10 protein-coding genes are annotated in these 12,979 nt (G+C 60.1%); 1 reads left to right on the forward strand and 9 read right to left on the reverse strand.

Annotated features, from left to right (window positions below; translation table 11 throughout):
* Positions 1 to 6: 6 nt before the first annotated feature.
* Genes H0I86_RS16860 through H0I86_RS16895 form a run of 8 tightly spaced genes read right to left on the reverse strand, consistent with a single transcriptional unit; the run spans position 7 to position 9,798 of the window.
* The gene (locus H0I86_RS16860) at positions 7 to 1,134 is read right to left on the reverse strand and encodes a dihydrolipoamide acetyltransferase family protein (protein WP_180921350.1); all 1,128 of its coding nucleotides are present in this window, start codon (positions 1,132 to 1,134) and stop codon (positions 7 to 9) included.
* 46 nt (positions 1,135 to 1,180) lie between these two features.
* Positions 1,181 to 2,155, reverse strand: a complete 975-nt coding sequence (locus H0I86_RS16865; RefSeq protein WP_219637294.1) for an alpha-ketoacid dehydrogenase subunit beta — start codon at positions 2,153 to 2,155, stop codon at positions 1,181 to 1,183.
* A gap of 8 nt (positions 2,156 to 2,163) precedes the next feature.
* Entirely contained in the window at positions 2,164 to 3,147 is a 984-nt protein-coding gene (gene pdhA, locus H0I86_RS16870) for a pyruvate dehydrogenase (acetyl-transferring) E1 component subunit alpha (protein ID WP_180921352.1), read from the reverse strand.
* Positions 3,144 to 4,904, reverse strand: coding sequence for an acetate--CoA ligase (gene acsA / locus H0I86_RS16875; RefSeq protein WP_180921353.1), 1,761 nt, complete (start codon positions 4,902 to 4,904; stop codon positions 3,144 to 3,146). The genes pdhA and acsA overlap by 4 nt, the downstream gene beginning before the upstream one ends.
* Positions 4,905 to 4,930: 26 nt before the next feature.
* Positions 4,931 to 5,770, reverse strand: a complete 840-nt coding sequence (locus H0I86_RS16880) for an FAD/NAD(P)-binding protein (protein WP_180921354.1) — start codon at positions 5,768 to 5,770, stop codon at positions 4,931 to 4,933.
* Entirely contained in the window at positions 5,767 to 6,786 is a 1,020-nt protein-coding gene (locus H0I86_RS16885; RefSeq protein ID WP_180921355.1) for a 4Fe-4S dicluster domain-containing protein, read from the reverse strand. The genes H0I86_RS16880 and H0I86_RS16885 overlap by 4 nt, the downstream gene beginning before the upstream one ends.
* On the reverse strand, positions 6,773 to 8,872 hold the full coding sequence (gene fdhF / locus H0I86_RS16890) for a formate dehydrogenase subunit alpha (RefSeq protein WP_180921356.1): 2,100 nt from the start codon (positions 8,870 to 8,872) through the stop codon (positions 6,773 to 6,775). The genes H0I86_RS16885 and fdhF overlap by 14 nt, the downstream gene beginning before the upstream one ends.
* 41 nt (positions 8,873 to 8,913) lie before the next feature.
* Positions 8,914 to 9,798 (reverse strand): universal stress protein, encoded by an 885-nt coding sequence (locus H0I86_RS16895; protein ID WP_180921357.1) that lies wholly within the window; start codon positions 9,796 to 9,798, stop codon positions 8,914 to 8,916.
* 292 nt (positions 9,799 to 10,090) lie between these two features.
* Between H0I86_RS16895 and H0I86_RS16900 the strand changes: the two genes are divergently transcribed.
* Positions 10,091 to 11,143 (forward strand): phosphotransferase, encoded by a 1,053-nt coding sequence (locus tag H0I86_RS16900; RefSeq protein ID WP_180921358.1) that lies wholly within the window; start codon positions 10,091 to 10,093, stop codon positions 11,141 to 11,143.
* A gap of 21 nt (positions 11,144 to 11,164) precedes the next feature.
* Here the strand turns inward: H0I86_RS16900 and groL are convergent, their stop codons facing one another.
* A complete protein-coding gene (gene groL / locus H0I86_RS16905; protein WP_180921359.1) occupies positions 11,165 to 12,781 on the reverse strand; it encodes a chaperonin GroEL in 1,617 nt (538 codons plus the stop codon).
* Positions 12,782 to 12,979: the final 198 nt, after the last annotated feature.

A 12,979-nucleotide genomic window follows, 5' to 3' on the forward strand; every position in this document is an offset into this window, starting at 1 on the left:
CTCTCCTTAAAGGGCCTCGGGCATTTGCAGCAAGCGACGGACCTCCCCCAGAAAGCGGGCGCCATAGTGACCGTCGCTGACTCGATGATCGGCGGACAAACTGCTCATGACGGTCGGCATGACACACAACTGGCCATCTTTCACCCAGGGCCTTTCACTGATACGACCGAAGCCGACCAGGGCTACCTGGGGCGGATAAATAACCCCCAGTACACTGTCCACGCCCTGATCGCCGAGTTGAGTGACTGCCATGCCGGCCCCCACCAGCTCGGAGCTGCGCAGAGACCCACTGCGGGCGCGCTCTACCAGGCTGCTCAGCTCACTCATCAAATGGCTCGGGGTCATGTCAGCCACATGATGCAGAACCGGGGCGACGAGACCTCCCTGGCGCAATGTGATCGCCACCCCAAGGTCTGTATCGAGGGCTGGCTTGAAGGCATTGTCCTGCCAGAAACCATTGAGCCGTGGATAGTCGCGCAAGGCCAATGCCACTGCTTTGAGCAGCAATACGCTGGGTAGCAGGCGCTCCTGTAGCCCGTGTTGGGCGTTGTGTGCCTGCAGCCAGGTCATAGCCTTATCCAGAACGATGGTTTCGCTCAGGTAATAATGGGGGATCTCTCGCTTGGAACGACTCATGGCCGCCGCAATCGTATGTCGCATGCTCTGGTCATGGTCGGGCTCCGAAGCCACACGTGCGGCTGCCTCGACATCTTCCAGGGTAATGACACCGTGGGGGCCATGGCCTTGTAATCGACTGATATCGAGCCCCAACTCTGCAGCGCGCTTGCGTGCAGCTGGAGAAATCCGCGAGCGTCTGCCAGAGCGGTTTTCCCCTTCGATCAAAACAGGCGCTGGGGTCGATGTTCGTCGCACACGTTGCGCACGTTGCGCACGCTCACCCGGTGCCAGCAACTGTGCGATGGTCGTCCCGACGGGTACCTTGGTTCCCACGTCGATCAGCAACTGCGAGACCGTCCCCTCATGCCAGCACTCTACGTCGATGGCGGCCTTGGCTGTGTCAACGATGGCAATGACCTGGCCGGGCCTGACCGGATCGCCAGGATGGACTTTCCACTCCAGCAACGTGCCTTCATCCATATCGGCCCCCAGGGAGGGTAGTTTGAATTCGATCATCGTTTACTCTCCTGGCCCGATACTCGAATACGCCAAGTCATTGCGATCACCCTGATGTCCCCTGGCACAGTTCATGAGCAACCGCGACGATCGTCGACACTTGTGGTAGCGCAGCCTCTTCCAGATGCCGGGGATAAGGCATTGGTACCTCGGCGCTGCACACTCGCGCGGGCGGAGCATCCAGTTCGAAAAAACCTTGTTCGATGATCCGGGTGATGATCTCGGCGGATAGACTACCGCTGCGCCATCCCTCATCAACCACCAGGGCACGACGGGTCTTGCAGACAGAAGCCATCAGCGTCTTGTCATCCAGAGGGCGCAGAACCCGCAGGTCGATGACTTCGCATTCAATTCCCTCCCCAGCCAGTTCCTCAGCGGCCGCCAGGGCCTTGCCGAGAGTGCCGCCATAAGTGACCAACGTCAGGTCCTTGCCGACCCGGCGTACCTTGGCGGAGCTGATGTCCACAGCCTCCCATTCGCCTGCATCGCCCTCCAGATTGTAGAGCTGGGCATGTTCAAATATCAGCACCGGGTCTGGGTCCTGCAGCGCTGGCCAGAGCATGCCGCGCGCGTCCTCGACGGTCGCCGGTACCAGGATTCTCAGCCCTGGAATATGTGCGTACCAGCCCTCCAGGCTGTGCGAGTGTTGCGCCGCAAGCTGGCGTCCCGCGCCTGTCGCCATGCGCACAACCAAGGGCACAGAAAACTGTCCACCGGACATGTGCCTTAAGGCAGCAGCCGTATTCATCAGAGGATCGAGGGCGAGCAGACTGAAGTTCACAGTCATGATTTCCACAATCGGCCGCATCCCCCCCAGCGCCGCCCCGATACCGGCCCCCACGAAGCCCAGCTCGGACAGCGGCGCGTCTCGAATACGTTCAACGCCGAATGCCTCAAGCAGCCCCAAGGAAACGGCATAGCTGCCGCCGTAACGACCGACGTCTTCTCCCATCAAGAATACCCGTGGGTCCCGTTGCAACGCGTCACGCATGGCCTCGCGCAGCGCTTCGCGATAGGTCATGCGCGTGCTCATGGCGCCCCCCCGGGGGTGTACAGATCGCGTGACAAATCCTCGATCAGCTCCAGGCTACCGTTTTCGGCATAAGCGACAGCGGCTTCCACCTCGGCGCTCACTTGGGCCAGGATTGCCAGGAAACCGGGTTCATCCAACAGGCCCTTCGCCTTGAGCCACGCACTGTAGGTATGAATGGGGTCTCGCGCCCTCCATTGTTCCACCTCTGCCTTGTCACGATAAAGTTGCGGATCGAACATCGAGTGGGCACGAAATCGATAGGTGCGAAACTCCAGAAAAAAAGGCCCACGCTCCGCGCGGATGTGTTCAACCGCATGACGAGTGGCTTCGTGCACTGCGATCACATCCATGCCATCGACGGACCGGGCATTGACCTTGTACGCCAAGGCTTTGCTACACAAGTCGGTTTGCGATTGCGAGCGATCCAGGGCTGTACCCATCGCATAGAGGTTGTTCTCGCAGCAGAACAGCACCGGTAGATGCCACAACGCGGCCAGATTGATGGACTCATGAAATGCCCCTTCCGCCATTGCGCCTTCACCAAAAAAACAGGCGCAGAGGCGCGATCCATCTTGCATACGTTCAGCGAGCGCCAAGCCGACAGTCAATGGCAAGCCCCCCGCCACGATGGCATTGCCACCGAAGAATCGCGTACGGGCATCGAACAGGTGCATTGAGCCGCCACGCCCTCGCGAGCATCCTTCCTGACGCCCATACATCTCGGCCATGATCGCACTCATGGGAACCCCCTTGATCAGGGCATGGCCGTGTTCGCGATAGGTCGCAACCACGGCGTCGTTTGCGGCCAGTGCATGCAGAACGCCGACGGCTACCGCTTCTTCACCAATGTACAGGTGCAGAAAACCTCGAATTTTGCCCTCCCCGTACAGTTCACCGGCGCGCTCCTCAAGACGGCGGATACGCATCATGTCTCGTAGCAAGTGCAGAGATATGTCCTGGGGCAGCAGTGCAAGACTCATGACGGGCTCTCCATGCTGGAAGTATCGCCTTCAGGCAGGCCCAACTCCCGGGCCTTGAGCAGACGCCGCATGAGTTTTCCGCTCCGGGTGTGCGGAAGCGTTTCCACAAATTCCAGTTCCTTGGGCGCAACGACCGCTCCAAGGCGCTTGCGTCCATGGCCGAGCAATTCGTCGTGCAGGGCCTGGCTGACAGTGAAACTGCCCTTGAGCGAAACAAAGGCCTTCACGGTTTCACCCAACAGCGGATCGGGCTTGCCTATCACCGCAGCCTCTGCCACGGCCGGGTGTTCCATGAGGGCGCTTTCTACTTCGAACGGACCGATCAGGTGCCCGGCCGACTTGATGACATCGTCGCTGCGTCCAATGAACCAGTAGTAACCATCGACATCGCGACGCACAAGATCGCCACTCAGGTACCAGTCACCGACAAAACAGCGACGATAGCGCTCCTCCTGCCCCAGGTAGGCACGGAACATGGCAGGCCATGGCTGCTTCAAGGCAAGCTCACCAAGCTCATTGTCAGCCAGGAACTCCAGTCCCCCCGCTTCTCCTCGTGTGACGATGGCCGCCTCGACACCCGGCAGCGGCTTCCCCATCGAGCCCGGCTTGATGGGCATGGCGACAGTGTTGGCGATCATGATGCCGCCGGTTTCGGTCTGCCACCAATTGTCATGGATCGGCAGCCCAAGCACCTCTTTGCCCCACCAGACGGCCTCGGGATTAAGCGGCTCTCCGACGCTGGCGATAAACCGCAGGCTCGGAAAACGATGGCCGCGCGCCAAAGCCGGACCCGCTTTCATCAAGAGGCGAATGGCCGTCGGCGCTGTGTACCAGACCGTCACCTGTTGCTTCTCAAGTATCCGGTACCAACGCTCCGCGTCGAACTCATAACCCTCGACCACGCTAGTGACACCGAGCAACAAGGGCGCAAAAATCCCATAAGAAGTACCGGTAACCCAGCCCGGATCGGCACTGCACCAATAGACATCATCGGGGTGCAAGTCCAGGGCGTATTTTCCTGTGACGCGGTGGGTCAACGCCGCGCCATGGACATGCAATACCCCTTTTGGGGTGCCCGTCGTACCGCTGGTGAAATGTAAAAGTGCCGGGCTGTCGGCTGTCGTCGGTACGACGCAGAACGCCTCTTCTGCCTGCGCCAGCAGTTGATGCAGATTAAGCGTCCCCTCGACAGGCGCCGTATTCCCGCCATTTTCGTCATACAGCAACACATGCCGGAGCGCCGGTAGACGCTCACGAATGGCCGCGATCTTGCGGCGATAGAGGGTTTTGCTGGTCAGCAACACACTGCCTTCGCCAAGACGCATACGGGTTTCGATGGGGGCTGGGCCAAACGCACAGAATAATGGCGACACCACGCAACCTAGCTTCAGGCCTCCGAGCACACCCAGATAGAGCTCCAGCCCTCGGCCACAGAGCACGAATAGTCGTTCGCCGGGTACCACGCCCAGTTTTTTCAACACATTGGCGAATCGATTGCTCAGGGTACTCAACTGACCATAACTGATATCGCAACACCCACCCTTGTGATCAAGAATGCGCAACGCCGTGTGCCGATGCGCACGCTCCACATGGCGATCCACAGCTTCATACGCGAGGTTCAAACCGCCGCCCGGTAGTCCGGCCAGGGCAGCGCCCTCCAAAGACCAGGAAAAAGCCTCGCGGGCTTGCACGCTATCAAGCCAATTCGGCGCCACCGGCAAGCCAGTCAGGATTTTCTCGATGATCGGCGGATGCATGATCAACCTCTTCAATAGCATGCGGCTCAACAGAGCCCGCTGTCTTGCCCGGCAGGTCCCATCGAGGCGCTGGCCAGCAGTCGTCGATAGTCGTTATAGCGATAGGTCGGGCCATCCCTGCAGGCATAGCTTTCACCGACATAACAGTGACCGCACAAACCGTCTGCACAGTGCATCCGGCGTTCCACGGATAACCAGATCCGGCTGTCCGCAACACCTCGCTTCATACAGTCCCGAGCGGTGGCCAGCATGAAAGGCTCCGGCCCACAGCACAGCACGGTGTCGGGAGGTTCATCGCCAAACAGCTCATCGAGATACGCCAGGGGGCTTCCCTGGCGGTGCCCCACGGGAGCGACATCAAAAGTCTCGATCCACGGCAATGCCAACCGCCAATGCTCACGCTCTCGCGACAGCACTTGGGAGCTGGCATGTCGGGCCCCATACAGCACGCTCAGGCATGCTGCCCCAGGGTGGTTGATCGCGCCATCGATCACCCCAGCCAACGGGGCCAATCCGCAACCTCCCGCGACCACCAGGACTCGGCGAGCACTTTTGAGTGACGGCCAGCCCTTGCCAAAGGGGCCTCGATACCCCAGTACCGGGTCCTGTACCCGATCGAACAAGGCTGCGGTAAGGCTTCCCGTCCGACGAATCAGGGCATTGAAATGCCCCCTCTTGTCCGGCGGACTGACATAGGTAAAGGGCGCCTCGCCCAGGCCGGGCACGGTGAGCATGAAAAACTGCCCGGCCCTGGCGGCCAGATCACTGGCCTGGGGCAAGTCGATGCAAAAGCTGAAGTGTCGGGCATCTTCGCCGTCTTCGTACTGAGCGACTATATGCAGGTTTCTTGGCGTCAGGTCGATCATGGGCGGGCCACCTTGTGCATGACACCGTGAACACCGATTCCACCTGGACACACACGATCGCAACGACCACATCCAACACAGCCGTAACGCTCGAAATGATCCTTGAACCCATCCCCCAACTTGTGAAACCAGAAACGCTGTACCCGCTGCCCCGGCGTGGCACTGGGGTTATACCCACTGGCTTGCTTTTGAAATCCCTCGTACAGGCAAGAGTCCCAGACCCGCAGGCGCTGCACGTCGCCCTCGGCCGAAGGCCTGTCCAGTGGCGCAAAGCACGAACAGGTCGGGCATACCGAGGTGCATCCCGAACACCCCAGGCAATGCAGCCCCAGGTCATCCCAACGTTGTGGTTCTATCTGCCCGGCGTTCAACGCTTTGATTCCGTCGACGACATCGCGCTGTTCTCCCTGCTCGCTGGCGACCTGAAGACTGTTGGCCGTCCGCTGAGCCTGCCAGTCCAGTCCTGCCGGCGTCAGACCAAGGCCGCTGACAGCGGCCCCCCCGGCTTCGGAGGCGACCAGCAGCAACCAGCCGGCGTCATCGGTGGCAGGAGGTAATAGAACAAGGTCGGCGGTATGGGGCTGTACCGTAGGCCCACTGTTCATAACGCTACAAAAGCCGCCACTGCAACTGTGCAGACAGTCGAGCCCCACCAGCAAAGTGGCCTGGCGTCTGGCCTGATAATGTGGGTCATCGGCAAAAAAACGATCCTGATAGGCCACTGCTATCAAATCGCAGGCGTTCAGACCGAAGATCACCTGTGGCACCACCTCTGGCAATGTCGAATAGAACTGCCCACCATCGAAGCGAAACAGCGGTTCGCGCTCGGCGAAGAAAAAACTCTTGGCGGAAAAGGGCGGCGGCTCGACGCTCGGTTCAAAAGGACTGGGGTCGCAAGCCGTGACCGTTTCCCAGTGCTGACCACCCTGCCCGTCTGCACGGGCCTCGTACAGCATGCGTTGCCTGGCCAGATGAGTGCGCAGAGTTTCCGGCCGGTCCAGGTTATAAGCGTGCATGATGATTGCCCCCCAGCAGAATCGCCTCGGGCATGCGAGGCAGAACCCCGGTGGGTAATGGCTCGACCGCTACCGCACAGGCTTTGAGTTCAGGCATCTTGCTGTTGGGATCCTGCGCGCTGTTGGTCAGCAGGTTGCACGGTGCTTCCCGAAAGTGATAAGGCATCGCCAGGGTTCCCGGAGGAACGTCATCCGTGAGATGGACCCGGGTCTCAAGCCAGCCTCGACGCGAGCGAACGCGAACAGCTTGCTGATCGTGCAGGCTGAGTGCGGCACCGTCGGCCGGATGCATGAACAGCAACGCCTCGGGCGTCTCGCGCTCAAGCAAAGGCGACTTGCGCGTCATTGAGCCACCACCGTAATGGAAATGCAGCCGATGGGTAGTGAACGCGAATGGATACTCGGCGTCAGGGCATTCGTCCGGTGCCACCTGGGTCACCGGCAGCAGTCGGGCTCGACCGCGAGGAAAGGAATGTTCATGCAGTACGGGAGAACCGTGCGGATGGGCGACATCGCAGGGCCATTGCAAGCCGGCATGGCCATCCAGTGCGGCATAGCTCATGGCTGAGAAGATCGGCGTCAGAGCTCTCATCTCATCGAACAACGCTTCGGCATTTGCCCAGTTCATGCCTGCATAGCCCATGCGCCGAGCCAATGCCCCTAGGATCTGCCAGTCACAACGAGCCTGACCCGGTGGCGCGATAGCCTGGCGGACCCGCTGCACACGGCGCTCGCAATTGGTGAACGTGCCATCCTTTTCGGCGAAGGCCGCTGCCGGCAGCACCACATCAGCGAGCCGGGCAGTTTCGGTCAGCGTCAGTTCCACCACCACCAGAAAATCCAGCGCTTGCAAGGCCTTGCTCACCTGATGTTGATCTGGATCGGTGAGTACAGGCTCTTCGCCCATGATCATCAGGGCCCGCAATTGTCCATGCAGGGCCGCCCGGCTCATACCCAGGGAGGTCAGGCCTGGTTGCTGCGGAATAGGGGCTGCCCAGGCCGCAGCGAATTTTTCTTGTACTGAGCGGTCATTGGCATCCTGATAGCCAGGATAAACATTCGGCAGGCAACCCATATCGCAGGCGCCCTGCACGTTATTTTGCCCTCGTAGCGGGTTGATGCCCGTCCCTGGTCGACCGATCTGACCACAGGCCAGTACCAGGTTCGACACCGCGACCACATTATTGGTACCGCTCTGAAACTGGGTAATACCCATGCCATAGGCGGTGAACGCGGCATTGGCGTGGCTGTATAGATAGGCCACCTGCAACAGCTCGGCGATGCTGATGCCGGTGCTGGCACAGGTCTGTTCCGGGGTCAGTCGGGCAAGGTATCGGCGCAGCGGTTCGATGGTCTCACAGCGCGTTGCGAGAAACGCCTGGTTCTCCCAGCCATTGGCCAGGATGATCTGCAGCAGACCGTTGAACAATGCGATATTGCTGCCCAGACGCAATTGCAAATGAATATCGGCCAGGCGTGCCAGACGGGTCTTGCGCGGGTCCACGACTATTACCGTGGCTCCACGGGCCTGCGCGCGCAGGATGCGAGCGCCGATCATCGCGTGATTTTCCGTGACATCGGCACCGATTATCAGAATCAGGTCGGCCTGATCGATGTCGACGATGCTGTTGCTCATCGCTCCCGAACCCAGGGTACACAGCAACCCCGCCACCGACGGGCTGTGGCAGATGCGGGCACAGTGATCGATGTTGTGAGTTCCCAGCACCGCCCGGGCAAACTTCTGAGCGGCGTAGTTATCCTCATTAGTGGCGCGGGCGCAGCTGATGATCCCCACGCCCGACGGGCCCAGCTCATCCAGCGCCATGCGAAACTCGTCGGTAATCCGTGTCAGCGCTTCATCCCAGCTAGCCCGCCGAAAGCCTCCGCACTCTTTGATCAAAGGGCTGGTCAGACGATTGACCGGGTCTACGGCAAAACTGGTAGCCCATCCCTTGGAGCACAGCTGGCCTTGGCTGAGCGGATGTCCGGGTTGAGGTTCGACACCGACGACCCTATCGTCTTCCACGCGCAACCCAAGACCGCAACCCACCCCGCAGAACGTGCATATGATTGGCACAACGTGCATCACATGTCCCTCATCAATGGTTTCAGGCGCAGGTCTGCCCCTTAGACCGCCAAGACGCTGCAAGGCACCTGATAGAGGATATGTTCGGTCGTGCTGCCCAGAAGCTTGCCCAGGCCCTGGGACTGGACTCGGCCCATCACGATCACATCCACGTGCTGCTCATTGACGAACTCGCTCAGCACCGGGACGGGGTGGCCCTGGATGAAATGCCGGCGGTCAGAGGGCACGCCATACCGACCGGCCAGTTTGAGGAACGATTTTTCCAGGTCCCTGCGCTGCTCTTTAGTGAGGTCGGCAAGTGCCCCCTCTCCCATGTCGGCCAGATAGGCGGCTGAAATATCGCAGGCATACAGCAGGTGCAGCTCGGCATCACACTGCATGGCAAGGGCGCAAGCCTGCTTGATGATCCGCTCATTGAGCTCATTGCCCTGTGGCTTGGTGCTCGAAGCATCGACCGCCGCCACCACCTTGCGCGGCATGGCATGGCCACCTTCGCCAACCAGATAGACCGGTATCGGGCAATGGCGCAGCAAGCGCCAATCCAGCGGGGTGAAAAACGCGCGTTTGAGGGCCGGTTCATGCTGCACTTGCTTGAGCAACAGGTCGGGCTGCATCTCCATGACGTGATCGAGAATGTCTTTCTGCAGGTCATCGGCCCACGCCACCTCTGTCGTCACCTCCAACCCCCTGGCACGCAGATTTTTCGCTTGTTCCTTGAGCCAGTCGCGATGGTCTTGCAGGTAATCCTCGCGAGCCTTTTTCCGGTCGCCTTCTTCGAGCAATGCCAAGAGTTTCCAGGACGGCATCAAGGCACAAACATGCAGGCTCGCGCCGCAGGCCTTGGCCAGGGCAGCGGCATGGTTCATGGCCTGGGAATGGCGCAGGGCCGGGTTGATGATCAGCAATAACCGTTGATATTGGCTCATGATCTGGCTCCGGGCAGATGGGTTTCAACGCCTGCCGTGCCCCCTTTCGACGGCCGCCGCGGCGTCATCGCTGGCGCAGGCACCAGCGCTTGCAATCCAGCGTCCTCCGTCGATGCCACCTTGGCGTTGATTTTTATCAAGTGCCCGCGCGAGGCATGCAAAATGTCCCCTCCGGCCCGAACGCCTGAGGCAGGTGCGGTCTTTCGTTTCAGCGTATTTGATCAATATCAATCAGACCGGGAGCGCCCTTCTTCACACTGCCCAAAAGGTCGCAGGCAGCGGGGAGAAGACTATGAGCAACGGGCAAGACGAGGTGATTGCCTTTCTCTCCAGACCCTCCAGTTACGATGCGTCCAACCGGCCGGTGGAACGCATCGAGACCCATGGTTCGGTGATTTTCCTGCATGCGGACCGTGCCTACAAACTCAAACGCGCCGTGGCTTTTGCCGAGTTGGACTTCCTCAGCCTGGAAAGCCGCAGAAATGCCTGCCAGGCAGAATTGCTACTGAACAGGCGCACCGCCCCCAGGTTGTATTTGGGGCTGTGCCCGATCAATCGCCGGGAAAATGGCCAGCTGGCGCTCAATGGCCGTGGCCCCGTGGTGGACTGGCTGGTGGTGATGCGCCGCTTTGCGCAAGAGCGGCTGTTTGACCGTATGGCCATTGAAGGGCGCCTGACCGAATCCTTGATGGAGCAGCTCGGAGCCGAGATCGCCCGGTTCCATGCGAGCGCACAAATCACCCTGGCTTTCGGCCACATCCCGGACCTGTACGAAGAAATCGAGAAAAACCACAGGGAAATGTGTCGCTACCGGGAAATCCTCGACATGGCGACAGTCAGCACGATTACCCGTGCCTCCCAGGCGATGCTGAATGCACTGGTCGATTGTCTCGAATCACGTCGCCGCGAGGGTCGCGTTCGACGCTGCCATGGTGATATGCGCCTGGCCAATATCTGCCTGATCGACAACCGGCCGACACTGTTCGACGGTATCGAGTTCAGTGAACGGATTGCCTGCATCGACGTGCTCTACGATCTCGCCTTTGTGCTGATGGACCTGCAACACCATGGCCTGCCCAGGCTGGGTGCACGGCTCTTATCCAGTTACCTCCAGCACAGTGTCATGATGGAAGATTGCCGGCCCCTGTCATTTTTCCTGGCTCTGCGTGCCGCTACGCGTTGCTTCTCCCTTGCGAGTGGCGCGCTGCGCCATGTCGATCCTGCCAAGCGATATGAAAAAAAAGAACAAGCCATCCAGTTGATGCACCTGGCACTGGCTTACCTGCAGGATGAAAACCTGCGGCACAATCACCTGTCCCTGATCACGGCGTCCTCCCATGTGTGAGTACGACCCGACTCACGGCCATCACTCAGGGAATGGTGGCTGGGCAGGCGATTCCTTTTCCGGAATATCGGTCATGGTCGCTTCGGTCAGCAGCAAGATGCTGGCCACCGAAACAGCATTTTCAAGGGCAATGCGCACTACTTTGGTCGGGTCGATAATGCCGGCTTCGTACATGTCGACATAGCTGTTGGTGGACGCATCGAAGCCAATGCTCCCAGGTTCCGCCAACATGCGCGCAACGACGACACCGGCATCCACCGACGAGTTTTCCGCGATGAGCCGCGCCGGCGCTTCCAACGCCCGACGCAATATCTGCAGACCGGTCCTGGTATCGCCCTCATGCAACGTCTCCTCGGCGGCGACCGTCGGGACAGCCTTGAGCAGGGCCAGGCCACCCCCAGGAACGATGCCTTCGGCGATCGCCGCCCGGGTCGCCGAGATCGCGTCATCCAGTGCATCCTTACGGGCCTTCATTTCAACCTCGGAAGGCGCCCCGACCCGGATCACCGCGACACCGCCAGACAGCCTGGCCAACCGCTCCTGAAGCTTTTCCCGGTCGTAATCGCTGGTAGTACTGCCCATTTGCGCGCGAATCTGTTGCAAGCGCGCCTCGATAGCTTCACGGGTACCTGCCCCTCCAATCAGCGCCGTGCTGTCTTTTTGCACCACGACTCGATGCGCTCGTCCTAACTGGCCCAGTTCCACCTGTTCAAGGCTGATGCCCAACTCGTTGGAAACCACCGTTGCCCCTGTCAGGACAGCCATGTCCTGAAGTACCTCCTTGCGTCGGTCACCAAAGCCTGGCGCCTTGATCGCCACTGCGCGCAGGACACCCCGTATCTGGTTCACGACCAGCGTAGTCAATGCCTCTCCTTCGATGTCGTCCGCGATCAACACCAGGGGTTGCCCGCTTTTGGCAACCAGCTCAAGCAATGGGAGCAAGTCTTTGAGTACGCCGATCTTATGGTCGCAGAGCAGCAAATAGGCATCATCGAGCTCGACCTGCATCTTCTCGGTATTGGTGACGAAGTAAGGCGAGACATAACCCCGGTCGAACCGCATCCCCTCCATGACCTCGACCACGGTCTCGGTGGTCTTGGACTCTTCGACGCTGACGACGCCTTCAACGCCCACCTTTTCCAGAGCGTCAGCCACCAGTTGACCGATGACGGCATCGTTATGCGCCGACAGCGAGGCCACCTGTGCCTTTTCCCTGGGCGTGCCCACCGGCCGCGACTGGGCCTGGAGCGACGTCACGACCAACGACAACCCCCGATCCAGGCCGCGCTTGAGGTCGATCGCACTGGCTCCCGCGACGACGTTGCGTATGCCATCGGCCAGGATCGCATGGGCCAATACCGTTGACGTACTGGTCCCATCGCCTACCGCGTCGCCTGTGCGCTCGGCCGCTTGACGCAGCATTTGGGCCCCGAGGTTTTCCTCGGGGTCGAGCAGGTCGATGCGTTTGGCGATCGTCACGCCATCATTGCAGACCGTCGGGTTGCCCCACTTGTTCTGAATCAGCACTGATTTCGATTTCGGGCCCAGCGTCACGCGCACGGCGTCCGCCAACTGTGTGGCGCCACTCAGGATCTTCTCGCGAGCAGCAGCACGAAACACGATTTTACTGTGAGCCATGAAGTCGTTCTCCTGCCCGTTCGATAGTCCTTACAGCTTCCATTAACCCCCCCTCAAAAAACCTTGACTTTCATCAACAAAACCACACGTCAGCGGGCACGTGCCCCCAAACATAAAGAGTCCTGGCGCAGGGGGTTGAACGGCTCTCGGCGCTCGCCTCGCGATTGATATAAATCAACCCGTGCGGCAAGAAATCGA

The organism is Pseudomonas chlororaphis subsp. aurantiaca (assembly GCF_013466605.1).
GTDB classification, from domain to species: domain Bacteria; phylum Pseudomonadota; class Gammaproteobacteria; order Pseudomonadales; family Pseudomonadaceae; genus Aquipseudomonas; species Aquipseudomonas chlororaphis_I.